This window comes from Armatimonadota bacterium, from assembly GCA_039679645.1.
In the GTDB taxonomy this organism is placed as follows: Bacteria; Armatimonadota; UBA5829; order UBA5829; family UBA5829; genus UBA5829.
In genome coordinates, this window is sequence record JBDKUO010000014.1 from 34440 (window position 1) to 60764 (window position 26325).

At 51.3% G+C, this 26325-nt stretch carries 20 protein-coding genes; 8 read left to right on the forward strand and 12 right to left on the reverse strand.

The annotated features are described in order from the left end of the window. Positions 1-205 precede the first annotated feature (205 nt). The 10 genes from murD to ABFD83_03150 form a co-directional block, all read right to left on the reverse strand. Positions 206-1591 carry a UDP-N-acetylmuramoyl-L-alanine--D-glutamate ligase gene (gene murD / locus ABFD83_03105; GenBank protein MEN6356054.1) on the reverse strand — a complete coding sequence of 462 codons (1386 nt, stop codon included), beginning with the start codon at positions 1589-1591 and terminating at the stop codon, positions 206-208. A gap of 92 nt (positions 1592-1683) precedes the next feature. Beyond that, entirely contained in the window at positions 1684-2643 is a 960-nt protein-coding gene (gene mraY / locus ABFD83_03110) for a phospho-N-acetylmuramoyl-pentapeptide-transferase (protein MEN6356055.1), read from the reverse strand. Further along, positions 2636-4006 carry a UDP-N-acetylmuramoyl-tripeptide--D-alanyl-D-alanine ligase gene (gene murF / locus ABFD83_03115; protein ID MEN6356056.1) on the reverse strand — a complete coding sequence of 457 codons (1371 nt, stop codon included), beginning with the start codon at positions 4004-4006 and terminating at the stop codon, positions 2636-2638. The genes mraY and murF overlap by 8 nt, the downstream gene beginning before the upstream one ends. A 392-nt stretch (positions 4007-4398) precedes the next feature. After that, positions 4399-5892, reverse strand: coding sequence for a UDP-N-acetylmuramoyl-L-alanyl-D-glutamate--2,6-diaminopimelate ligase (locus ABFD83_03120; protein ID MEN6356057.1), 1494 nt, complete (start codon positions 5890-5892; stop codon positions 4399-4401). A gap of 515 nt (positions 5893-6407) precedes the next feature. Continuing rightward, entirely contained in the window at positions 6408-8213 is a 1806-nt protein-coding gene (locus tag ABFD83_03125; protein MEN6356058.1) for a penicillin-binding protein 2, read from the reverse strand. Between the two features lie 76 nt (positions 8214-8289). Then, positions 8290-8664 carry a hypothetical protein gene (locus ABFD83_03130; protein ID MEN6356059.1) on the reverse strand — a complete coding sequence of 125 codons (375 nt, stop codon included), beginning with the start codon at positions 8662-8664 and terminating at the stop codon, positions 8290-8292. 47 nt (positions 8665-8711) lie between these two features. Further along, positions 8712-9656 (reverse strand): 16S rRNA (cytosine(1402)-N(4))-methyltransferase RsmH, encoded by a 945-nt coding sequence (gene rsmH, locus ABFD83_03135; GenBank protein MEN6356060.1) that lies wholly within the window; start codon positions 9654-9656, stop codon positions 8712-8714. Next, positions 9625-10125, reverse strand: a complete 501-nt coding sequence (locus ABFD83_03140; GenBank protein ID MEN6356061.1) for a division/cell wall cluster transcriptional repressor MraZ — start codon at positions 10123-10125, stop codon at positions 9625-9627. The genes rsmH and ABFD83_03140 overlap by 32 nt, the downstream gene beginning before the upstream one ends. A gap of 656 nt (positions 10126-10781) precedes the next feature. Continuing rightward, entirely contained in the window at positions 10782-11984 is a 1203-nt protein-coding gene (locus ABFD83_03145) for a glycoside hydrolase family 172 protein (protein ID MEN6356062.1), read from the reverse strand. Positions 11985-12014: 30 nt separating this feature from the next. Further along, a complete protein-coding gene (locus tag ABFD83_03150; GenBank protein ID MEN6356063.1) occupies positions 12015-13229 on the reverse strand; it encodes a glycoside hydrolase family 172 protein in 1215 nt (404 codons plus the stop codon). Between the two features lie 300 nt (positions 13230-13529). Between ABFD83_03150 and ABFD83_03155 the strand changes: the two genes are divergently transcribed. Next, complete coding sequence (locus ABFD83_03155) at positions 13530-13742, forward strand: hypothetical protein (GenBank protein ID MEN6356064.1); 213 nt, start codon at positions 13530-13532, stop codon at positions 13740-13742. Positions 13743-14084: 342 nt separating this feature from the next. Here ABFD83_03155 and ABFD83_03160 read toward each other — a convergent pair whose 3' ends face one another. Then, entirely contained in the window at positions 14085-16886 is a 2802-nt protein-coding gene (locus tag ABFD83_03160) for a UPF0182 family protein (GenBank protein ID MEN6356065.1), read from the reverse strand. A gap of 170 nt (positions 16887-17056) precedes the next feature. On the opposite strand from ABFD83_03160, the gene ABFD83_03165 reads away from it, so the two are divergent. The 7 genes from ABFD83_03165 (at position 17057) to ABFD83_03195 (ending at position 25338) form a co-directional block, all read left to right on the forward strand. After that, the gene (locus tag ABFD83_03165) at positions 17057-18541 is read left to right on the forward strand and encodes a sodium/solute symporter (GenBank protein MEN6356066.1); all 1485 of its coding nucleotides are present in this window, start codon (positions 17057-17059) and stop codon (positions 18539-18541) included. Positions 18542-18778: 237 nt separating this feature from the next. Next, positions 18779-19114, forward strand: a complete 336-nt coding sequence (locus tag ABFD83_03170) for an STAS domain-containing protein (GenBank protein MEN6356067.1) — start codon at positions 18779-18781, stop codon at positions 19112-19114. A gap of 92 nt (positions 19115-19206) precedes the next feature. Then, positions 19207-19962 (forward strand): methyltransferase domain-containing protein, encoded by a 756-nt coding sequence (locus ABFD83_03175; protein ID MEN6356068.1) that lies wholly within the window; start codon positions 19207-19209, stop codon positions 19960-19962. Between the two features lie 97 nt (positions 19963-20059). Beyond that, positions 20060-20347, forward strand: coding sequence for an MTH1187 family thiamine-binding protein (locus tag ABFD83_03180; GenBank protein MEN6356069.1), 288 nt, complete (start codon positions 20060-20062; stop codon positions 20345-20347). 4 nt (positions 20348-20351) lie between these two features. Further along, positions 20352-21302 (forward strand): hypothetical protein, encoded by a 951-nt coding sequence (locus tag ABFD83_03185; protein MEN6356070.1) that lies wholly within the window; start codon positions 20352-20354, stop codon positions 21300-21302. 342 nt (positions 21303-21644) lie between these two features. Further along, complete coding sequence (locus ABFD83_03190) at positions 21645-23795, forward strand: chloride channel protein (GenBank protein MEN6356071.1); 2151 nt, start codon at positions 21645-21647, stop codon at positions 23793-23795. 106 nt (positions 23796-23901) lie between these two features. Continuing rightward, positions 23902-25338, forward strand: a complete 1437-nt coding sequence (locus tag ABFD83_03195; protein ID MEN6356072.1) for a radical SAM protein — start codon at positions 23902-23904, stop codon at positions 25336-25338. A 41-nt stretch (positions 25339-25379) separates the two neighbouring features. Here the strand turns inward: ABFD83_03195 and ABFD83_03200 are convergent, their stop codons facing one another. Further along, positions 25380-26090 (reverse strand): hypothetical protein, encoded by a 711-nt coding sequence (locus ABFD83_03200; protein ID MEN6356073.1) that lies wholly within the window; start codon positions 26088-26090, stop codon positions 25380-25382. Positions 26091-26325 lie beyond the last annotated feature (235 nt).

Consider the following 26325-nt stretch of genomic DNA (forward strand, 5'->3'; position numbering starts at 1 on the left):
ACTTACCTCTCCCCTGGCCCCTCTCCGACGCGGAGAGGGAAACATGTGTGCAAAAGCATCACGCTCATGGGGGATAAATATCCCCCATACCCCGGTCCGGGATTCAAATCCCGGACCATCAGAAATCCCGGACCATCAGTGCTCAGGCCTCCAGGTAAGATACCTGGAGGCATATCAACCATCAACATCTTTCGACGTTATGACGTTATGACGTTGTGACGCTATGACTTTTCGACTCAACAATCTCTTTGAACACCTGTCCACGGTGCTCGAATGAGTCGAACATATCGAAACTGGCGCAGGCAGGAGTAAGAACTATAACATCGCCCGGCTCGGCAAGTCTCTGCGCCTTATCGACTGCATCCTGCATGGAATCCGCCCGTGAGACCGCAGTGTAGCCGACTTTCTCGGCAGCGGACTCGATCAAACCCGCGTCAGCACCTATCAATACGACATGTTTTGCCTTGCGCTTGAACGCCTCGGCCAAAGGAGTATAATCGAAGCCCTTGTCTTTGCCTCCGGCGATCACTATCTGAGGCTCGTCTATAGCCTCGACGGAACGCACTGCGGCGTCTACATTCGTGCACATCGAGTTGTTTATATACTCCACGCCGTCTATCACAGCGACAGGCTCCAAGCGGTGCTCGACAGGTTTGAAATCCCTGACGGCCTTAAGAATACTCTCAGTTTTTGCGCCCATAGCAAGCGCCGCACAGGATGCAGCAAGGACATTCTCTACATTGTGCTCACCCCGAAGCGGTATATCCGAGCGTTTGCAGACGACATGCTCTACACCATCGAGCCTTACGATCAGATCATCACCGCGCACAAACCCACCCTCGGCTACATCGGATTGACGAGCAAACCTGATCACATGGCCATTAAGGCTTTGGGCAAGGGATACAGTGAATTTGTTCTCCGCATTTATGACCGCATAGTCACTTTCTGACTGATTCTCGAATATGCGCGCTTTAAGAGAGGCATATTCCTCAACGCTGGAGTGGCGGTCCAGGTGGTCGGCAGACACATTGAGCAGCATAGCTACTTTTGGCTTGAATGAGCTTATCCACTCAAGCTGAAACGTGCTTATCTCGGCAACTATCACGCTATCCTCGCTCGCCTGATAAGCAGCAGTTATCAATGGAAGCCTGATATCCCCTGCAACAACGTTACCTGCGATATATGTCTCGCGGCCATCGGCCATCATGATCTTGCCGGTGAGGACCGTGGTTGTCGTCTTGCCGTTTGTGCCGGTTATTGCAATGATCGGGGCCTTAGAGAGACGATATGCCAGCTCGATCTCAGCGATAACCTCTATTCCGCGACTTGCGGCTTCCGCAAAGACGGGCATATTTTTCGGCACACCAGGGCTGGTGATCAGCTGATCGATGCCGTTAAGATCGACCGAATCTGTACCTGCCCTGACCACTGCGCCGATTTTTGATGCGAAGTCAATCGCATCTGAAAGCTCGGACGGGTCCTTTTTATCATATATAACAACGCGCGCGCCAAGCTGCCGCATAACTTCTGCGACCGCAAGGCCAGTCCGCGCCATACCTATTATTGCTATCGATTTATCTTTGTAGTTCAAAATATCAGCTCTCATAGTAGGGATTAGAGATCCCGGGATTCTGTTTCGGGTGCAATCGGATATCGCACCCGATCAAAGACTGATCAAGACCTTCATTGCATCAAAAAAGCCAGAGCAGCACACACGACTCCTGCAATCCAAAACCGAACAACAATTGTCTGCTCATGCCAGCCCATCATCTCAAAATGGTGATGCACGGGACTCTTCAAAAATACGCGCCTGCCTGTGCCCGTTGTAATGCGCGTAAATTTGAATACCGCCCATTGAAGCGCAGACGACAGACCATCCAGTATAAAGACCAAACCGGCAATGATCAAGACTATCTCCGAGTGACTGATCAATGCCACTGCAGGCAGAACAGACCCAATAGCAAGTGAGCCTGTATCCCCCATGAAGACCTTGGCAGGATTCGCATTGAACCACAAAAAGCCCAGACATCCTCCAAACAATGCCAACAGCAGAGGTGAAAAGCCATAAGCTCCCATGCAACAAAGAAGTGGAAGACACACCAATCCGGTCAGACCGGCGACCAATCCGTCCAGACCATCCGTGATATTCACAAAATTAGCCATACCGGCAATAAACAGAACCGCAAATGCCTGATACCAGATGCCTGATAGAATAGTATGGCCAAACGCCGTGAGAATCATGTCATGACCTGTCACAGTCATCCAATAGACGAACCCAGCAGCAAAGATGAACTGCATGGCTGCTTTTGGCTTGCTCGATATTCCACGTATACCCTTTATAGGGCGCACTGTAAGATAATCGTCGACAAACCCCAGCGCGCAATAGGCAAGCATTAAAACGACCACTGCTGCAAGGTTAGAGTGGTCTTGTTTAGGCTCCAAACTTGGCGCCAATCCTGCCAACACACCAAGGACTATAATCAGACCGCCCATTGTGGGAGTTCCAGCCTTTGCCTGGTGTGACTGCGGGCCGTCTTCACTAATCTTCTGACCCATCTTTACTCGCGCCAGTATTTTTATAATATAAGGCCCGGCGACGATTGAGACAATAAACGCCAGCGGGAAAGCATACAACTCAGGCACCTGTCAGACCCTCCACAACCCGTTCCATCCTCATTGCGCGTGAGCCTTTGACCAGCACCACATCGCCGTCTTTGACCTTGGACCCAAGCTCGCGCGCGGCAAGGGAACTCTCATCGAACTCGCTGACCACATTTACCGGCATACCGGCGTCTATCGCGCCTCTTGCTATAAGCTTGGCAAGCTGGCCGACAACTACGAGCATATCTACACCATTCTCTTTAACCGCTTTGCCTATCTCCATATGAGCATTTACGGCATGGTCGCCTAGTTCGAGCATATCTCCCAAAACTGCAATCTTGCGGCCGCCCTCCATCATCGCGAGCGTCTTGAGTGCGCTGTGAACAGATGCCGGGCTGGCATTGTATGTGTCGTCGATCACTACAGCGCCGCGGCGAGTTGGGATCACATTCGATCTCTTCTCGGGAGCTTTATAACTCGCGAGCGCATTTTGCATATAATCGTGCGGAATATTCAGAACCTCACCCACGGCAATGGCTGCAAGCGCATCCTTTATATTGTGTTCACCCGGCACGGGAATGCGCACGTTAAACGACCCGCTTGGGGTGCGAACCTCAAATGCGCAGCATCCCTTTGAATCCAGACCGGCTGAGGCGGCGTTTACGTCGGCTTGGGGGTTCTCACCAAATGAGACGACTCTGCACTTCGCGCGTTTTGCCAGATATTCATAATAGGCGTCGTCCGCATTGAGGATCGCTGCGCCATCGGTCGGTAAATAATCCAAAATTTCGCCTTTTGCATTGGCGATGGCGTCCATACTTCCCAAAAGCTCGATATGTGACATGTGAATATTAGTGATCACACCTATAGACGGCTTGGCGATCTTGGCAAGATATGTGATCTGACCGGCGCCGCGCATAGCCATCTCGACCACTGCGGTTTTGTGCTTAGCTGAAAGCTCGAAAAGTGTTAACGGCAGGCCGATCTCATTATTGAAATTGCCCGCACTCTTGAGGACGGGGCCGTTGGCTGCTGTTACTGCGGCAATCATCTCTTTGGTGGTGGTCTTGCCTACGCTGCCTGTGACGCCGATCATAGTCGGGGTGAACTTGGTGCGATAATAGGCTGCAAGATTGCCTAGGGCAGTCAGAGTATCATCTACCCGTATAGCCAGGCATCTTGCCTCGACCTTGCGCGAGACGACCACACCCGATGCGCCCTTACTCAGCGCATCTGCAAGGAACTTGTGTCCCTCGGAGCTTTCGCCTGTGAGAGCAAAGAACAGGTCGCCGGGTTTGATGGTGCGGGTATCGGTGCTGACGCCCGTGATCTTGGTATCAGGACCGCCTGAGAGCAGTTCACCTTTCACCGCCTGCACTACTTCTTCAGCTTTTATTGTTTGCATATTTGCCCGCCTAAAGGATCTATCACGAAAACACGAAAGGGAGAAAACACGGAAAGATTCTATAATTTCGCGCTTTTGCAATTAAATCGATCAGAAATCTGTCATTGTAACGTATGGCTCACAGCAGATTCCTCGTCATTCTTCCTCGGAATGACAAAATCTGAAAGCCCTCTGTTTTGTAATCAGTTATCGCAATCCGAAATTGCGAGATTCTATTTCGGTCGCGATCGGATATCGCGCCCGAACGATAAACCGCAGCTTGATCGCATAAATAATCAATGTAAAATACTCATTACTAAATCAGAAGATTCCTCGTCATTCTTCCTCGGAATGACTGTAGGTGAGCGCATCGGCTGCCATGCTCACACTTTGCTCAGCCCATAACTCTCAACTCATAACCCACAACACTTAACTCTTAACTCGAGGGCGTGAGATGCCTGCTCCCTATCGTCAAAGTGGATCGTTCGGTTAGCAAAAATTTGATAGTCTTCGTGACCTTTACCGGCTATCACAACCAGATCGCCGGTCTCGGCCATATTTATAGCCTCACAAATGGCCTGGGCACGGTCCGGCTCCACTGTGACATTTGATTTTTTATCCTCGGGAATGCCGGCTAGAATATCTTTGATTATGGCATCCGGGTCCTCTTTGCGAGGATTATCGGACGTGATTACGACCAGGTCCGCCAAATCCACACCGATCTTGCCCATAATCGGGCGCTTGCCTTTGTCTCTGTTGCCGCCGCAGCCGAAGACTGCGATAAGGCGTTTATCCGTAAGAGTCCTGGCGGTCTGAAGGACGTTTTCCAGCTCGTCCGGAGTGTGGGCATAGTCCACGATCACTCCAAAATCTTGCCCGCATTCGACCGATTCAAACCTGCCGGGCACACTTGTCGCCTTTGCCAGCCCCTTGCTGATCGTGTCCAAGTCCAGACCTAAAGCGATGCCGACAGATGCAGCAGAAAGGGCGTTATACACGTTAAACGCCCCGCCGATTGACATACGGACCGGGACAGACTTGCCCCTGCCGGTCATATTGAACGAAACTGACTTCTCGGTGACTTTCGCGTCGCTTGCAACTACATCTGCCTTGGGGTCCATACCGAATGTGATTACGCTGCCGTCGGAGGCGGCTATGACTTTGTCGGCCTTGGAATCATCCAGGTTGATTGCAGCATAGAAGCTCTTGCCGGACGTCTTGGGAAGGTCACGGAAGAGAATTATCTTTGCGTCGAGATAGGCTTCTTCTGTAATGTGAAAGTCGAGGTGATCGCGTGCAATGTTCGTAAAGACTCCGCAATCGAACTCGCAGCCTATCGTGCGGCCCTCATACAGGCCGTGCGAGCTGACCTCCATCGCCACCACCTGAGCGCCCATATCGACCATTTGAGCAAGTATCCGCTGGACATCGAGGCTCTCGGGAGTGGTGTGCTCGGTCTCTATGAACTCGCCGTCGATCTTCGCGCCGAGTGTGCCGATAAGACCGGATTTCATACCGGCGGTCTGGAAAATTGATTGGATAAGATGAGTGACGGTCGTCTTGCCGCTTGTGCCTGTGACACCGATCAGTTTTATCTTTCTGGAGGGGTAATCATAGAACGGAGCAGCTATCTCTCCCATAGCTATCCTGCCGTTATCGGCAACGACATACGGCACGCCCCTATCCAATGCCTCCTGTACCTCACGCTCGGCAACTATCGCGACTGCGCCGGAATCCAGCGCGCTCGTAATGAACTGATGGCCGTCGAACGAGCCGCCCTGCATGGCAACAAATATATACCCGGGCTTTACCTTGCGGCTGTCATACGCTATGCCTGTCACTTCGACATCGTTTGCATTGACGACCCGGCAGCCCGTTATTGATTTAGTAAGCTCTGTAAATCTCATACCTTATATTATAACGCCCCCAGAGGATTTAGTATTGAGTATTTTGTATTGAGTATTTTTGATTTTTGATTTTGGTGCGCGATTGCTCACTTTGGCATAAAGCAGATCCCTCGCCAGGCTCGGAATGACATACTCATCAATACTAACAGCAAGCCTGCCACTCCTGCCCAAATATAAAATCTCAAATACGCAATAATAAATAAAAATGGGGTTGCGTGAGGTCCCACAAGAATTATGTATTCATCTTGTCTGGCCTTACACAACCCCTCACGAGCGAATGGTCATAATTCGGCTGACCAGCCGCCTGCTCCTCGCAAATCGCCCAGACACGAGGAGTCTAAACTTGATCCGTTTAGTTTCGGGAATGAATTCCCGAAACACCCGCAACACCAATAATTGTATGGGACCGCGGAGGAAGAGTTGGGCTCGCCCAAGATCCCTTCCGCTCCCTGGTTTCCGCTGTCCCAAAATTTACGTCATAACGTCATAACGTCACAACGTCATGCGTCATCGCGTCATAAGGTCGCAACGTCATAATGTCTATATCTGCTGTATGCTACACGCTTAGGGTCGTCGTCGCGCTTGGGTCTGGTCTCGTTACCGCCGGGAGCATCCGACGGGACTTTGAGATACCAAAGCGACTTCTCGCCTATCTCCTGAAAGACCGGGCTGGCCACAGTTGCGCCCCAGTGTGAACCCTTTGGTGATTTGGCGACAACCGCAATCACCAGCCTGGGCTTCGTCGCCGGGGCAAAACCCATGAAAGATGCAATAAACGATCCAGGCTCATATCCTCGGCCATTGGCTCTGGCGACCTGCGCGCTGCCTGTCTTGCCTGCGACTGTGCGACCATCGATGCGTGCAGTCTTGCCGGTGCCGTTTTCTACGCAGCTTCTAAGCAGCTTTGTCGCCATAAGCGCAGCATCTTTAGATATCACACGAGTCTTCTTACCAGGCTTGAATGCCGTATATATCGAACCATCCGAGTTGCGTATCTCACGGATTATTTTCGGCTCGACACGCACACCGCCATTGGCGATGGTCGCATAAACACTCGTCATCTGAAGCGGAGTGACCGCCAGACCCTGGCCAAAGCCGATATTGGCAAGTCTGATAGGCCGCCAGTCATCAGGAGGCTCTATAGAACCTACAGCCTCACAGCCGAAACCGGCATCGGGTCTATCCAAAAGGCCAAAAGCCTTTTCATACTTATATAGCTTCTCTGAGCCCAGCCTTAACGCCAGATGCGCCGCGGCAATGTTGCACGACTGCTCGATCATTCTGAACATATTTGTGCTGCCATGACCGTTTAGGTACGGTCTGTGAAGCACGCATCGTATACGTCCGCCGGCCATTTTTTCACGGCCAGTGCAGTATGCAATTGCGGCATTCGGACTGATACCCTCATTTAATGCGGCGGAGGCTGTGACCGTCTTTAGAGTACTGCCCGGCTCGTAAAGATCGGCAACAGCACGATTACGCCAGAGCGAAGGATTAGACTTGCGAGCCTTGTTCGGATCATACGTCGGATAGTTGGCAAGCGCGAGAATCTCACCGGTCGCCGGATCCATCACTACTGCGCATGCGCTTTTGGGATGGTATTTTTCAGCCATATTAGAAAGCGCCTGCTCGGCTATGTGCTGGATAGTCATATCTATTGTCAGATAGACATTCTTGCCGTCTTCGGGCTGACATTCGATATGGCGGGTCTCCGGGATTACTCTGCGCGCACCATCAAGCTCGGCTCGATACTTGCCGTCGGTCCCTTTCAGAATGCTGTTGCCGACATGTTCGATACCTTCGGCACCTGTATTGTCAAGGTTCGTAAAACCTATTATCTGCGCAGCCAGCGGACCGGTTGGATATACTCGCTTCACATCACGCTGGACACCGATACCCGGCAGCTTTGTGCGATTCTTCCAAACCGCATCGCCTATCCTCGCATCGATCTGACGCCCGAGCCAGACAAAATGATGTGTGCCGTTGAGTTTGGCTTCGATGCTTCCTGGTTCGGTATCAAGCAGCGATGCAACCTGAACTGCTGTCTTGGAAGGATCGGGCATTTCTCTAAGATTTGCAAAGATCGAAGCTGTCTCTATATTGACCGCGAGAGGATTGCCGTTGCGGTCACAGATTGATCCCCTCGAAGCCGGAATTGCAATTTCTCTGAAACGTATTGCAGTGGCCCTATCTTTGAAATGGTCGTGGCGCATGACTTGCAGGAAAAACAGCCTCCCCGCAATCGCTGCATAAAGCAGCGAAAACACGAGGAATAGCCAGGTCGTTCTTTTTCTTACAAATCCTCGATGCTTCGGGGCCATTTGTTCCCACGCTCTCTTGCAATTTCTGCTTTTGCCTCCAGTAAGATACCTGGAGGCATACAAATCGTCCACGCACTCAGCGACTTGCTACGGTTTGTGGCTGGTTGACATAATCGTAATTGGTCGCATAGACCATTCCCGCTCTTTCTGCGGCGGCTGTTACAATATGTGGACTTGAAAGACGGGAGTACTCTACTTTGAGCCTCTCGTTCTTGAGCTTTTCAGCGCGGCACTCTGATGTGAGCCTGCTGCGATTGTAGCCGGTGATAGTCACATTGGCATAGACAGCAACCCACCCGAAGAGCATAGCAACCCCGATCACAGGCATAAGCATCCGTACGACGCGCCTAAAACGCGCGTAACGAAGCCGTCTGGTTCGAGCACGCATTGCTCTCGGGCTGCGGCAAACAGTGGTGCCGGTATCTACTTTTTGTCTAAGCGCAACTGCCATCCCAGTCCCTCATTTTGTGATATGACAACAGGCCAAATAGCATGCTGTCATATCGCGATTCGCTCCCCCACCCGCAATCTTGAGCTGCGGCTGCGTGGGTTCTCCTTTATCTCGTCGGCGCTCGGAGTTATCGGTTTTCTTGTAATGACCTTAAGAATCTCTTTTGCGCCGCATACACATCCCGGAAGTCTCGGAGGGCAAGTGCAATGCCCGGAGTAACGCCGGAAGGTGTTCTTAACAATCCTATCTTCAAGGCTGTGGAACGATATAACGCCCACACGCCCACCAATTTTCAAAGCCTCTATCGCTGCAGGAACACCCTGCTCTACAGACTCCAGCTCGTGATTGACGACTATCCTGATCGCCTGAAACGTGCGGGTCGCCGGATGTATGTCCTGCTGCCATCTGTATTTTGCAGGAATCGCCGCGGTCACTATATCCGCAAGCTCGGCGGTCCTGATGATCGGTTCCTTTTGGCGCCTGGCAACTATAGCCTTTGCTATACGCCTTGAATACCGCTCCTCGCCATATCGCCAGATCAGATCGGCAAGATTGACCTCGTTATAAGAGTTGACAATGTCAGCCGCGGTTGGAGTATCCTCCAGCTTGGACATTCTCATGTCCAACTCTTCATCTCTGGAAAACGTAAAGCCCCTCTGCGAATCAAGCTGATGCGAGGAGACTCCCAGGTCGAAAAGCGCGCCGTCCAACTCTCGAATTCCCAGTGAATCGAGAATGGAGCCGATATCGCGAAAATTACCGCGCACCAGCTTGACGCTTTCGCCATAGTCTTTGAGGCGCTCACCGGAATACTCAAGTGCTTCCGGGTCGCGGTCGATCCCTACTAGAGTGCCTGTCCTGCCAATCTTTTCAAGGATCGCCGCCGAGTGGCCGCCTCCACCCAGAGTCGCATCAAGAAAAACGCCGCCCTCCCGTGGGTCGAGCAGCGATATGATCTCATTAACCAGGACCGGTTTGTGATACTCCGGCATCCTGCGCTCCTGCCCCCATATTGCCGGTCGCTCCTAAAAGCGCCGCGCCGGAGGATATCAAATCAGCTACGCTGTCGTTTTCATTCTGATATTTCTCAAGTTCCTGTGGAGACCATAGCTCTACGCATTTCCCTCGGCCATAGACAACCACATCATCAGTGATGCCCGCATAACGGCGGTGCTCAGGTGTAAGCTGGACCCTGAACTGGCTGTCCGCACCGGCTGTGACCATCTCACCAAAGAAATGGCGATGTAGCCGGGTGACATGCGGGTTCAGGAGCAGTTCGAGAGGCCCGCCGAAGCTGTTAAGCTGCTCTTCAAGCTGAGTCTTCCACTCAAGCGGAAAAACGCACAGGCACCCCAAACCTTTCGTTATGATGAACTCTTCGCCGAGCTCATAACGAAACTTCTTGGGCATTACGAACCTGCCCGCCGTGTCCAGAGAGTGAGTATATGACCCACCGAACATGCTTAGTCTCCAATGCGACTCTAGCTGGTTTCCAACAAATCACCAATCAATAACCAGAATCCGCACATTAAAAGGTTGTATGCCCCATCAATATTCCATGAAGTTGCCAACCGATCAGATAGTGAGAGTTTACCAGCAGACATGATGTTTGTCAAGGGCTTGTAAGAAAATTGTTGGACATTTTTTCGCAAAAGGACCTTGGTAAGCCCAAATGATGTGTAGATGCGTACCGAACAGATGTTCGTTTGAAGAAATTGCGACAGAAGAGCGGAGCGAGGACACGTAAACCACCCGAGGAATAAGAAAACGTGGAGATTCAGGGCAAGAATGGCCATAAAAATGCGTCCGAGGCAGGAATCCCTCGGACGATCAGGATATCAATAAACGAGATAAAGCGTCAGATACTTGGAGACCCTAACATGATCGTAGAGTAGAAAGCACAAGATTCCGGCAGGTGTGTCCATGATATTTGCGTCCGGTGCAGGAGATCAGGACTGTAGCTTGAGTCCCCGTAGGGGGACTTTGTGTAGTTGTGGCAGCGGTTTCAACCGCCCTGCGACTGAAGTCACGGCTGCAACAACACAAAGTCGGCCTTCGCCGACTAAGAAGTGTGCTGTTCACACTCAGTCAAATTCGCATTAGGCGTAAATACGGAGTTATTTGGAATCCGATATCAGCCCGACTATCCGCTTCTCATAAGGCTCTACGGCAGGAATGTCATCTACCGGGCTGTTCAGATAAAAATAGGCGGTCGCACACCAATCGTCGCTGCGCTCAAAGGTGCCGTTTTCCTGGCCGGCTTTCACGATCTCCGGGGTCAATTTGGTCTTGCCGTCTCCGGTCGCGAGCAGCGTGACATCCGGATGGGTTGCCAGATGCCCGATCATCCTTTCCTTATAATAGTAGCCTATCTGCTGGATTGTCACACGGATATCCTTATCGAAATAGATCGGGTCGGGGCCGTGCATTCTATAGAACGCATACTGGCTCTTGCCGAGGTCTGATATAGTGCAGCCGTGCCAGAGGTGAGAGTATACCCCCATACCATATCCGCTGGAGGCATAGTCCTCCGTTCCGGTGCCGCACAGTGTGGGATTATCGGTATCGCCATCTATATATGCCTTGAACTCTCCTTCGCCCCACCACGCCCATGCGTTGTCTTTTCTGTTGACATTCACGCCTATGCAGGAACCAAGGAAACGTCCCTTTCCGGTCACTTTCGGTAGAATCTCAAAATCTCGACGCAATGTGGTGGGATTCTCATGATTAAAGTGTGCGTGAAAATAGCCAGTATCGCCACCGTGCTTGTCACCGATGGTATAATCGACATCGTAATAGAAATCCCCCGCCGGTTTATTCGATTCGTTGGCTACGGTTATCTTGAAACCCTTTTTGAAAGGCATCGGGATGCGGCAATTGAACGAGCGGCCTTCGGGACTATCGAACCAGGCGTTTTCAAACGCTACCGGCTGACCGAGCGGCTGACAGAAAAAGTCACCCAAAGGAGCTTCTACTGCGGGTTTTTCGGCTCCATCCCAATACATACGGATGACAAGCCCCCTTAACTGCTCGGGGTTTCGATCACTTATAGTGATCCATATCCGGCGCACAGTACCGCTTGAATTTTCGGCATGCGCGAGCACTCGGCTCCACCCCGGCAGAAAGCCGCAGCACGCCATACCTTTGCGACCGAACTTTTCTCTGCCGCCCTCACCCTTATTGCCGTCCTGGTTCTCCATACTCGCCCATCGTGTCCGGACACCTGTGGGCAATTTATACATCGGCTCTTCATCCTGAGCAGTACAAGCTGACGAAAGCGCCAACACTCCCAATAAAATGACTGCAGCGATTCTGTTCATTAACTCTGCCTCCACGATTTCATTGATGGTCTACTTGGAATCTGAGACCAGCCCTGCTATTCGCTTCTCATAAGGCTCTATGGCGGGGAGATTGTCTGTCGGGCTGTTCAGGTAGAAGTATGCGGTCGCGCACCAATCGTCAACACGCTCGAATGCAGCAAAATCAGGGCCTGCTAATGCATTTTCAGGAGTAAGTTTGGTCTTGCCGTCTCCGGTCGCAAGGAAATTGACATCCGGATGGGTTTCCAAATGCCCGATCATATCCGCCTTACTGTAGCAGCCTATCTGCTGCATGGTCGCGCGAAAATCCTTGTCGAAGTAGATAGGATCTGGGCCGTGCAATCGATAAAACGCATACTTGCCTTTATCGAAATCGGCTATTGTGCAGCCGTGCCAGAGGTGAGAATACAGCCCCATGCCATATCCGGTCGAAATATAATCCTCGGTGCCGGTGCCGCACAGAGTAGGATTATCCGTATCGCCATCGATATACGCTTTGAACTCACCTTCGCCCCACCACATTTCGCCATTGTCTTTCGTGTTCACATTCACCCCTACGCAGCAGCCGAGGAAACGACCCTTGCCGGTCACTTTAGGCAGAATCTCAAAGTCTTTGCGTTGCGTGGTAGGGTTCTCGTGACTAAAGTGCGCATGGAAATAGCCCGTGTCGGAGCCGTGCTTGTCACCGAGGGTGTAATCGACATCATAGAAGAAGTCTCCGGGCACTCTAATCGATTCATTGGTTACGGTTATTTTGAAGCCCTTCTTGAAAGGCATCGGAATGCGGCAGTTGAACGAACGTCCCTCGGGATTATCGAACCAGGCATTTTCAAATACCACCGGCTGGCCGAGCGGCTGGCAGAAGAAATCACCCAGAGGAACTTCCACAGCGGGTTTGCTCTCCCCATCCCAGTACATGCGAAGCACAAGGCCTCTCAGCCGTTCGGGGCTTCTTTCGGTCATTGTGATCCATATCCGGCGCACCGTGCCGCTTGTATTTTGGGCATGAGCCATAACTACAGTCTGATTCGGCTCGATCCCGATACATGCATAGCCCTTGCGTCCGAATTTGGTCTTGCCGCCCTCGCCCTTCTTGCCGTCGGGGTTCTCCATACTCGCCCATCGTGTCTGCACGCCTTTGGGCAGCTTATACATCGGTCCTTCGTCCTGGGCAATACTCACCGATGATATAGCAAACACACCCAACGCAGCTATGGCTGCAATCAGAATACTTAACCTCTTCATCAATTAAGCCCCCAACCATGTTCTGATTGAATTTATAGCTCAGCTTAGCATTTATGTGCATAATGGTCAATCATGTAAAGTGGGGAGCGCGAGGTCGAGTTAGATGTTGTTCTAGAATGAATGTGAACGAAACGATTCAATCAATAGGAAATAGGGGTGGGATTCGAAAATCCCACCCCAGAAATGATCACTCAACACTGACAGAGGGTTTCTAAAAGTGCATGCATAACAATACAATGACCACATATGCAATTATCATAATACGGGTGCCACTAAGTCTAAAATGAAAGGAGAATAACTATGGCCGCATTAAATTGGGAAGACCTTGAATCTAATGGAGTTGCCTTTTGTGCTGACACAGTAGCGAGAGCTAAGGTACCAGGTGGGTGGCTGGTTGCATTTCACACATCTGGAACTGGGATTATTGATGATAGCTATGGTTATGGTGGCCTAACATTTTACCCAGACCCCAACCATGAGTGGGACGGCAACTCTCTTTTATCACCCTCATAAGTATTGCCTCCAGGTAAGATACCTGGAGGCATAAAGAACGGCAGTCAGTTTCCGCAATCTGAAATTGCGGGATTCTTTTTCGGTCGCGATCGGATATCGCGCCCGAACAAAGACGTCATCTGATTCCACAGCTTGCAGCTTTATCTGGGGAAACTGGAATTAATAAACACTTCCGGGAATCCCACGGACGATCAAGACTGAGATTGAAACACCATTCAAATAATCAATATAAAATATCAATTACTAAATCAGTTGCGCCCTCACCCCAACCCTCTCCCCCAGGAGAGGGAGAAGGCCTATCTCAACTCACAACCCAACACTCATAACTCGCAACTTATACTATTATTTCGACTTAGCCTTCAGCTCGTTAAGAGTCTTCTCCAGAGCTTTGACCTGATTGCCATATTCGCTCCAGTCTCCACGTCTCTGTGCATCCTGGGCAGCGCCGTACTGCGAGACGGCCTGATCGATCAGGCGCTTCACCTCTTCATTTGCGGCTGCTCCCGGAACCTGTGGCGAAGGCTTACCCGCTGCATGTTTGCCTGTCGATATCGGCTTTGCGGCAGGTGTAGGCTGGGTGATCTGCTCGCCGACTATGTCCGTCAGTGCTTCGGCAAGAGTCGGCTGCATGGAGACTCTGTTGCCGAGAGCGACTATCACCCGCTTAAGCTCAGGTATCTTTGTTGTGGTGGATTCTAAATACACCGGCATCACATACATCAGCGACGTCTCGATAGGCACTACGAGCATGTTTCCACTGCTGACCTGTGAGCCTTCGCGGTTCCACAGGCTGATCTGTTGCGATATCACGGTATCCTGGCGCGCACGAGCTGCCACCTGCTGCGGGCCGTATACGTTCTTGTCCCTCGGGAACTGATAGAGCACAAGACGGCCATAATCCTCGGCGTCGCATTTGGCACACATCCATGCGACCATGTTGAATTTGCCCGCTCGGATGAACGGAGTCATCAATATAAACTCCTCGCTCTTGCCGTTCGGAAGCTTCATTATTACATAATAAGGCTCCATCGGACTGGATTCATTATCACTGGTGCCGGTAAGATCGGCCTGACTGGCAATCTCCCAGGAATCGCTGTTATTGTAAAAGACTGTCGGGTCAGTCTGATGATAGCGCTCATAGACATCCGTCTGAATGCGGAAGAGGTCCTCTGGGTAACGAATATGCTCGCGCAGCTCGGCAGGCATCTTCGAGATCGGCTTGAACGCGGACGGGAACATCGCGCGATAGGTCTTGATGATCGGGTCGTCAAGCGGCTTATCGATTACATATGCATTAACTCTACCCGTGTATGCGTCCACGACCACCTTCACAGAGTTTCTGATATAATTGAAGTCCATCGTGTCCGAAGGTGAGTGTTGAGAGTACGGATAGGCGTCGGTAGTCGTATAGCCGTCCCACATCCAGTATAGTCTGCCCTTTACAGTCACCAGGTATGGGTCTCCATCAAACTGCAGGAACGAATATATCGAACTGACGCGGTCTTTGACATCCCTCTTGAACAGGATTTTGCTATCCGACTTCAAGTTCTGGTTAAGCAGGATGTTCAAGTCCTGGAAACGCAGCGCAAAAAGAATCTTACGGAAGAAACCTCCTATGCCGACTCCGCCATCACCCTCGTAGGAAACCTCTTTGGTTCCGGCGCCTTTGGGATAATCGAACTCCTTTGCGCTGGTGTCCACAAAGACGTAATTGTTGGTCATTTCACCAAAATACACACCGACCTTATCCAACGGAATGTCGACAGTGGTCTTGGGCGGAATGTCGTAGACAAAGAAATTCGGCAAGCCCTCGCTGCTGACTTCGTTGACCGGGCTCATACAAAAGCCGTAGCCGTGAGTATATTGCAGGTGCAAATTGATCCATGTCTGAGAGTTGACCGGCAGCGTGTCCTGATCGAGTTCTCTCGCGGAGAGCCATACCTGCCTATAGCGTTTCTGGCCCGTATTCTTATCGGTAAGCCAGTAGCGGTCCACATCGACATCCTGGAAATGATAATACTGCTGAAGAGTCTGGATCTGATTATATGCGCTCTGGAGATGGTCCTGGTCCCAGAGACGGATGTTCTGAATTGTGGTATCGTTGGCCTCGATCTGCGCCGCCGTAAGAGAAGTGTCCGCCGCAAACGGCCTTGCTGCGATTTGGTCAAGTCCATAAGCGACCTGCGTTGCCTTGATCGCGCGCTCGATATATGGCATTTCTTTTTCGAGCTGATTCGGCTTCACGACCAGCCGTTCCAGCACTTCAGGATATATGCTGCCGACAAGTAACGAAACGCCGATAACCAGCCCGAAACCGATCGCGGCGAACCCCAGACCACGCTTGCGAATATTATACAAAACCAGCAGCCCGCCTATTATCGCGGTGACCAGCAATATCCACAGCGCAGGAATCCTTGCGTGCACATCGGCATATCCGGCGCCGTCATAAATGCTTCCCCTGCCGAGAACAAGCTGATACATGCCCAATCGGTAGCCCCAAGCCTTTAAGAAGAACATCAGCGCGATCAATACTCCGATATGCGCCTTAACGCCGGGCGAGAACTGCACACCGTTGCCGACAACCTCGATGGCTTCATCGGCATAATGCAGCGCTATGGCGGCTATTGTGGATATGACAAGCGCAACGAAGAGCCAGTTATATATATAATTGTAGAAAGGCAGCTTGAAGACATAGAAACCGATATCCAAACTAAACTGAGGGTCATTGACGCCGAATGGGCTCGCATGGATGTATTTGAGCCACTGCTCCCAGTGCGTGGCGGCCTCAAGCCCAACCAGCACCGATAAAACAATGCTCCCAAGAAAGATCACCAGCCCGATACCGCGGCGGGCAAGTCTACCCAATCTTTCCATAAGCTGCTGCTCCAGACCCATAGGTGACGGCGGCGGCGCTATACGACGGGCATACCAGAGGTTGCCATATATTATGGTAAAGAAGAGCAGACCCATCACGACACCAAGCAAGGCTTTGGTGCCTAATATCTTGGTGAATACATCACCGAACCCCAGGTCTTTGAACCAGAGCCAATCCGTATACATACCGACCAGCGCTCCTCCGAATATAAGGAGAAGCATTACGATAACAATTACAATCGGCCAGAAGTATGCTTTCAGTCTACTCATTTTACAAATCCTCCAAGTCTTTGGGCTGCCGACGGCAGCAGACCAGCCGCCGGGATTATACCATTTACCCAAACATAGAGCAAGAAAGCAAAATGTTGCACCAGCTCTGCAGTTGTGATATTCTGAGTGAAAACTGTGCAATGCGTTGCATATTGCGAGGAGGCAAGAGAGTGGGTCATATCGGAATTGCTATTGTTGTAATATATGTTCTCGTCATGCTCGGCATCGGTTTCTGGGCAATGCGCAAGACAAAAAGCGTAGGTGACTTCTTCCTGGGCGGAAGGTCGATCGGACCATGGATGTCGGCCTTCGCTTACGGAACGTCATATTTCTCAGCCGTGCTCTTTATCGGTTATGCGGGGAGCCTCGGATGGGGTTTCGGCATCCACACAATGTGGATTGTGATCGGAAACTCGATAATCGGCAGTCTGCTTGCATGGTGGATACTGGCTTCCAAAACACGAACGATGACTGCCCGGCTAAACTCCATGACCATGCCCGACTTTCTGTCGGCAAGGTTCGCTTGCCCGGCGCTGAAGGTCATTGCCGCTTTGATTATATTCCTATTCCTGGTGCCGTATTCGGCATCGGTCTACACCGGGCTGAGTTATCTCTTCGAGAAAGTACTGCATATACCATATGAATACGCGCTGGGCTTCCTGGCCGCGCTCACCGGCGTTTATCTGATTATGGGCGGGTATTTTGCGCTCACCGTCACCGATCTCATCAGAGGAATTGTCGAACTCTTTGGTGTCATCATAATGGTATACTTCCTGGCATCACAGGTCGGAGGGTTCGGAAGCGCAACCCATCAACTGCTTAGGCCGGAAAACTCACCCGCGCTGCTGCCCAGGTCTACAGGGTTTCCAGGATGGCTAACGCTGCTCTCGCTGGTTATAGTGACCAGTTTCGGACCATGGGGAATGCCTCAGATGGTGCAGAAGTTCTACTCGATCAAGAGCAAAGAATATATAAAGAGCGCGATGATCGTATGCACGATCTTTTCTATTTTGATGTCGTTTGGAGCTTATTACACCGGCGCGTTGACTCACCTGTTTGTCGGACACGACAGCGAGATGGCACAGATCGTAGCGAGCAAGCAGCTCGATCAGTTGATTCCGGCGTTTATGATAAATCACACTCCCCCATCGATCTTTCTTGTGATTTTGGTGCTTGTGTTTTCAGCTTCGATGTCGTCGCTTTCATCTCTGGTGCTGGTATCCAGCTCAGCAATAGCAATGGACATCTACAGTGGAATCATTAACCCGAGTGCTTCAAAGCGCGCTGTCATGACATGGATGCGAGTATTGTGCGGAGTGTTTGTGGCAGCCTCGCTGTTTATCGCGCTCAAAAAACCGACCACTATCGTCAATTTGATGGTAATCTCGTGGGGTGTGCTGGCAGGTTCGTTCGCCGCTCCTTATGTTTATGGTTTGTACTGGAGGAAAACAACACGAGCCGGAGCATTCAGTGGTCTGATAGCAGGGTTTGCAATATCGGTCGGGTTGTATGTAATCAAGGGCAAGGACTTCGTGCCGATGGCAGGCGCGCTGGCGATCATACTCCCATTTATTATTGTGCCAATTGTAAGCGCATTTACAAAGCCACTTCCCAAAGAAGTCGTTGCTCAGGCATTTCTCGACAGCAAAGAATAGCATAAAACTCTTCACTAGCGCTAAATATTCAATTATTTACGGAATTTACTATATTAAAGGGGTTGACAAATAGCAATTATCGGGATATCATAACCAACACCTTGCATTTTCGGGTTTGCTGTTATTTAGTCTCGATATTTTATGCGTCCGGGGAATGATTCTCCGGACGCACTAAACAAGCAGTAGAGCAATAGTAAGTCGGCAATAAACTCAACGCATCAACGAAGGGTCGTGAGCATGGACGCCATAAAGGGACTTACATTGTGGAATGCGCACGAAGGTGATCAGGTTGTCATCTATGCGCAAGGTGAATTGGATTTCGCTACAACTCCTCACCTTATACAGACCATTAGAAATCTGAAGGATGAGGCAATCGATAAATATATAATTGATTGTGAAGAAGTGACATTTATTGACAGCGAAACTCTGAAATATGTCCTGGGCCTCAGAAGAGACTTCGCGCAATGCGGCAGAAGGCTGTGGTTTCGCAAATGCAGCCCGCAGGTCAGGAGAATACTTGATCTACTGGGACTGAGCGATCAGCTTGTTATCAGCGACACCCCCGATTCCTGAACTTCCACTTCCATGCTTTATTTGAGAGGATATTGGCGGAACAAAATGGAATATAATAACGTCAATAGCGAGGGAGTGAGAGTATCCTCTAAATGAGCCAAGAAGTCACATACGAAGAAATTGCCAAAGATATCGCCTCATATGTAGGAGAACTGGGCGGTGATGTTCAACGCGATATCGTCGCGCCCGCGATGCTTGACGCCATCGGGCCGGCCAACGGCAAACAGATATTGGACCTGTTTTGCGGTGCGGGTTACCTTTCAAGGAGACTGGCATCGCTTGGAGCGGATGTGACCGCTGTTGACAGCTCCGAAAGACTCATCGGAATAGCAGGTGAGATCAACGACCGCGAAGATGATGAGATAAGATACGCGGTAGCGGAACCGACTGATCTGTCCGTTATCGAAGACAGCACATTTGACGATGTGGTCTGCAATATGGGCCTGATGATGACTCACGACCTTGCCGGAACAGTGGCGGAGCTTGCCAGACTGGTCAAGCTGGGAGGCAGGTTCATATTTTCAGTGCTGCACCCGTGCTTCAATATGCCCGACGCGTGCTGGATCAATGACCCGGACGGCAGGCAGCTTTATGAAGCCGTAGATAATTATTATACCGAGACCTGGTGGCCGTCCGAACTGGCAGCTAGCCTCAGGAGCGGCCAGAAAAAAGTTAAGCATCGCACCCTTTCACGCTATGTAAACGCTCTGGGAGCGCGCGGATTTACTGTGCGCAGAATAATTGAACCCAGACCCACTCCGGAAACTCTGGCAATAAAACCCCATCTTGAAGTCTACAACCGTGTACCTGCCGCAATAATTGTTGAAGCGGTATTCCCCTATCTCTGATCCCGTTTTGTATTTCGCGCTATCAGGGTACGCTAACAGGGGCGGAGGTTAAAGCACCTCTGCCGGTAGCAATTACCTATTTTGGGAGGCTGGTATAATGGTAGTCGCCGAGTTCAGCATTACACCATTGGGCGAGGATGAATTGAAGCCGTTTATAGATGCGGCAGTGCGAGAAGTGGAGAAGTCGGGTCTTAAGTATGAAGTCGACGCAATGGCCACGACAGTCGAAGGGGATTTGGAGGATATACTGAACGTTATCAAGAATGCCCATACAGCAGTCAAGGCCATGGGCGTGGAACGAGCACTGCTGGAGATCCGTATAGATGACAGCTCGGAAGGCGTCACAATAGAAGAAGAAGTAGCCGATTACAGGGCGGCGGTTTAGCTAGATGGCAGGAAAAGGCGTCAGCGCGCGGTTAATATCGCAGATATGGAAAGCGTTCAAGCAGCTTAACCCGGGAAATGTGGGCAGGGAGGCCGGCATTGCAGTAAAGCTGGGGATCATCTGCTCACAAAGCGTGGTTCAGGATGCAGCCGCATATCTGCTTAAAGATGATATGGCAGCTTATGACAGAGCAGGTGATGCGCTGCTGCTGATTCCAGAGCCGAGCGACCCGGCGGCAAATGATTTACTGCAGAAGTGCGATATAGTCCTTAAATGGATTGGCAGCCCAGAGGCATTTCCTGCGATCAAACAGGAAAGAATATTCGAGTTTGCCAATGGAAGCGATCTTGAACCTGTAATAATGGATATACTGCGCGCGCCCTATCTCAAATATGCTCACCTGCCCCTTGCAAGAGCATTCCCCGCATTTCGGCCTGAGGTAAGTGTGCAGGTGATACAAAATGTGAGCGTGGAAAACGCAATATTCGTCATATCCACTTCCTTGGGAAATGTGATTCCAAATCCTCTGCAGCCGCTGGCGTCTGTCGCCGAGTCGGTGGGTGATCTGGCTGTCCTGACGGCCAATCAGTTCCGAATGGTCTTCAGGCTGGCGGCTGCGTACGACAAAAAGCTGGGCTATAAAGAGCAGATGCCTGAACTGATGACCGTGTTGGGCGCTGCTTTCGGATGGAGGTCCATTGCACGGGAGCTTGTCGGAATGATCCCTCTGGGTGGGGGGATTGTCCCGAAAGCGGCCATTGCCTTTGCCGGGACATGGGCAATTGGCGACGCTGCGGCTTATTATTACAGGACTGGCCGGAAGCTCACTAATGAAGAGATAAGGCAGCGCTTTGAAGCAGCCATGACCAAAGGCAGAGCAAGCGCTGAGGACATTCTGGGCAAAATGAAGCAGACATATGGTGAGCAGGTAGGGCGGTTCATTAAGAAAGGCTGATTGCCGGAAGGGTTCCGGCAGACGTGGGACCGGGGAAAGATTCTCCGGTCCAACATATTCCACCATTCTACTATTCCACCCAGGGCAAACGCATCAAAATGCTATTCACCTTGTTTTGGCCTCTGCGGTTAAAACCGCGGCTAAGAAAAACACGAAGTGTCCCTTCGGACACTAAGATTTCAGTCGGCGGAGGCCGACTTTGTGAGTTTACAGCAGTGACTTTAGTCGCAAAGGCACCATTTTGCCAAACACAAAATTAAGATGCGTTTGCCCTGCTATTCCACCCTTGACCTTCCAAGACACAAAAGTCTATACTGAAAATGGTATACAGGCGACAAGCCGATGCATATTATCCCGATCACAAACCTCACGGGGCTGTATGTGTCCCAGACGCCTGAAGGGTTCCACCCTGCCAAATATCACCCAGAAAGCAAATTCTTTATGAAATTGAATCAGCAATCCAATGGAGAAGAAATCCAGAGCTCCCATTCGGAAAGCCCATACTCCATCACCGAGAAAATACGTGACTATTTCCAGATATCTCAAACCACAGGGCTGATAGCACTGGCGCTGCTGGTGGGAGCAGGCTCCGGATTGGGAGCAGTATTGTACGTCCATATGATCGAATGGTCAAAGCGGCTGTTCATGGGCGGGTCGCATAGCCTGATGCCTGCAGTCGGACCGCTATGGATCGTCATCTCCACAACACTCGGCGGAGCTGTCTGCGGACTGCTGGTACATTATTTTGCTGCCGGCAAAGGTGGAGACGGCCTGCCGGAAATTATGGCTGCGGTGGCCGAAAACGGCGGAAAGATCCGCGCGAGGTTTGCAGTCACTAAGATCGTTACGTCCGCAATTACTATAGGATCAGGCGGGTCTGCAGGCCGGGAAGGACCGATGGCGCAAATCGGAGCTTGCCTGGGTTCATCTATCGGACAAATACTCAGGCTGGACGACGATAAGATCAGGCTGCTGGTGGCATGCGGATCGGCAGGAGCAATAGCATCGGCATTTAATGCTCCGATTGGCGGCGCATTGTTTGCTCTGGAAATTATACTGCGCACGTTTAATACACGATCTTTTGGAGCAGTGGTGCTTGCAACAGTTGCCTCCGCGACGGTCTCGCATGCATTTCTCGGCAATAGCCCCGCGTTCATAGCACCCAAATATTCATTGAAAAGCGCTTGGGAGCTGCTGCTGTATGTTCTGATGGGAGTGTTGTGCGCTTTTGCAGCAGTGCTTTTCATAAAGATGTTTCATGGCGCTGAAGCTCTCTTCAAGAAGCTGCGCATATGGTGGCCGATAAAGCCCATGATCGGAGGAGCGCTGGTCGGCGTGATGGGAATATGGATGCCGAGAGTGCTGGCGGGCGGATATGACACAATGACCTGGGCGCTCGCGGGAAAAGCCTCCTTGATCGTTATGGCGGCACTAATCATCTGCAAGATGATCGCGACCTCGCTTACATTAGGCTCAGGCGGGTCGGGCGGGACATTTGCTCCATCGCTGTTCATTGGCTGCGCGATGGGCTATACATTCGGCCATATTGTAAACTCAATCTTTCCGCATATAACAGCCGGACCGGGAGCATATGCGCTTGTGGCGATGGGAGCGTTCTTTGCGGGAGCAGTGAGGGCGCCGATGACCGCGATCCTGATCATATTTGAAATGACTAACGACTACAATGTTATGCTGCCGCTTATGGCGGCGGTCGTCGTAAGCACCATCATATGCGAACGAGTTTGTAAAGGTGATATATACACACTCAAACTCCTGCAGCGCGGCATAGACCTGACTAAATCACGCGCAATGGACCGACTGGACAACATTACGGTTCGTCGGGCTATGACAAGTGACTTCGAGACAGTCGACGTCAACATGCCGCTAGGCGAGCTTATAAAGAAATTTGCCGACAGCGGCCATCATGGATTCCCGGTGACTATGAGTGATGACAGGCTCTGGGGAATCGTAACGCTTAAAGATATCGGGGCAATGTCTGAAGATCAGATCAACAGCCTCACCGTGCGCGATGTCGCAACAAGCCCAGCGCGCACCGTCCGGCCAGATCAGAGTCTGCATGAAGCTATAAAGCAGTTCGGGATCGGCAATGTAGGCAGGCTGCCTGTGGTGGATCGCTCTGACCCTGACAAACTGATTGGAATCCTGCGCAGGAGCGACATAATAGAAGCATATGCAGCGAATTTGCGCAGACGAGAGAAAAACGAGCATTCGGCGGCGTTTTCAGTCGATGTAGAATCGCCCGGCATCATGCCCTTAGCTCTCACGCTCGACAGAAACTCACCCTGGCGCGAAAGATGCGTGGCTGATCTGGGTGTTTCAAAGGATGCGCTGATTGTGTCAGTCGAGCGGGCAGGCAAGGCCATACTCCCACGTGGGGATACAATACTCGAAGCAGGCGACAAGCTTACTCTAGTCGCTGAGTCCCAGGCAGCGACCAAAATACGCGAGCAATGGGAAAACTGGGCGAAATAAATCTGACAACAAACCGTTAATTATGTTCTGGCTGTTTAGATGAGCCTTGACCGGGGTAAGATTCCCGGGTAGTTATCAACATCGACTTCCGGATGGAGGAAGACCGTTGCATACAGAACATTTTTCACTACTTAAAGTCAAACCCGGTAATCCCATGCTTTTTTCAGGTCCTATCGCCCGTGTGGTTGGGCCGCATCTCAAAGACAGCAAGTTGATTAAGGCAGTTGCATCGGCAGGTGTCCTCAAAGGCAGCAGAGAGATTGAACTGCTGGGTATGAAGACCGAACTTACTCACGACGGGACATTCTCGGCTTGGGCAACTGGTCCGATGGGCAAGCTTCCTAAAGCAAAAGAAGCGGTCGAAGGTGTTCAAAAAGCAATAAGAAACCGCGGCAAGCCTCTAGTGGTGCGCGAAAATGGGACTCTTGTCTACACGTCATATCAACCGCCGGTGCCGACAAATGCTTCGATGAAACTGCTTGGCAGCCGTCTCTCACTCGAAATAAGCGGGCACCCACAGCCCACCGTATGCACTCTTCAGGTCACCACCAGATGCCAGGCAAACTGTATTCACTGCAGCGCCGCGCGCCACAAACGTGAGCACGAGCCTGAGATGACGACGCAGGACTGGAAGAGGATCGTGCGTGAATCCGAGCAGTTGGGAGCCGTGACTATAATCTTCACAGGCGGAGAGCCGCTGCTTCGACCCGACATATTTGAACTGATCGATTGGGTGGACAAAAACGAGGCTGTGGTCGGGATATTCTCCAATGGACTGCTGTTGAGCGATGAAAATGTCAAGAGGCTGGTTGACGCCGGACTTTGGTTCATACATGTCTCAATCGATTCGCCTGATGCGAGCCAGCATGACGAGATGCGGCGCGTGCCGGGATGTTTCGATAAGGCTATAGCGGGTCTGACTCGCGCAAAGAATGCAGGAATCCTTACCGGAATCTCTACATATGCGACCCCCGAACGCCTTAGAAACGGCCAGGTGGTCGAACTGATAGAGATGACAAAGAGATATGGGTTCGACGAGATCACGATCTTTGATGTGGTCCCCACAGGCAGGCTGCTTCATGAAGACAGGAAACATCTTCTAACAGATGAGGATAAGGATCAGCTCTGCCGGATCGAAAATGAATACAACGAAGGGCATCCTCTTCCGCAGGTGATCACGCAGGCTCATGTAAACGGGCCGACAGGTGTCGGATGCTACGCCGGATGGTGCCAGTTCTATATGACCGCCTACGGCGAGATGACTCCGTGCGACTTCACGCCTCTTGCATTCGGCAACGCCCGGGACGAAAGTGTGGAGACAATCTGGAACCGGATGATCAGCCACAAAGGCTATTGCAATCACAAGAACAGTTGCCGCATGCAGGACCCGCAGTTCCGATCAAACTGGGTAGACAAAATCCCGACCAGTGGGCCGTTCCCCTACCCTGTCGAGAAATTCGCCCAGCTTGCGGATATCGACCCGGATTGCGAAATTGAATTTGAGGCGACAGATGGTTATTCGTCTATAGGAATCAAGGGCTGATTGTGCTCTGGGCTTCGGGGCATTCGCCCGCGAAGCATTCCTTATAAATACAGGCTGACTCCGAGAGTCAGATTGAAATGTGTGTTTCGATTCGGCCAGAGATAGCCTATCTGGGCGCTATAGTTCAACGATTCTTTGGGAGAATAGACAAAGGCAGCAGTCAACTGGTTAGTATTGAGGGCAGACGGCCTGTCGAGTCGGGTCAACTGGGAATACTCCAGCGCGGCAAGTTTGTGCGTGGAGAAGATTCTGCCCGCCGCGAATGAGATATACCTGAGGTCTGAAGCGTTGTCGTCGCCGACCCACACGTGCCCGAGATTAGCCAGCAAGATCACAGGCATCACCGGATACTGAACGATAAACAGAGACCCGAAATCGTTCTTGTGCGACTTGCCGCCCACACCCTCGTTAATCGCATAAAGCGATGAGATAGCCACTGACGGCTCGCGCAGTCCATCTCCGACAAAGCGCCACTTCACACCTAGATTTGGTCCAAGGCGCACATCCGGCCCGACATTGTTCCACAGATATCCGTAACCCATCTTTGCGTCTAGACTCTTTGTCGCGCCGAATGTGAAAGAGCCTCCGGCTACGCGCTGTGGCCCGCCAAAGCTGGAATTATAGTATGACTGCGCTTGAACCCTGCCGGCAGGCACTGTAACTGCATCGCCGGTGTAGAGCTGGCTGGTGAGTGATGCGAAGACTGTAGTCGGGATGGTCAAGCAAAATATGATAGTGATGAGGAGTCTCATTGAGGTCTCCGGGAATATTAGTCTCGGCTATTATTACCCGGTTCGGATGGCTGTGAACCTTGTTCCCGTCTGGGATTAAAATCCCAGATACGTTTGGTCCGGGATTCAAGAGGCTGTCTCATAATCACAAAAATTCAAATCGTCAAGAAACTCACGAAGTGAGGATTAGCAGGAAAGGGCTTCCCAGAAGTGTAATGACATCTGAGACCTGCCGATAACGCTAATTCTGTTCGAT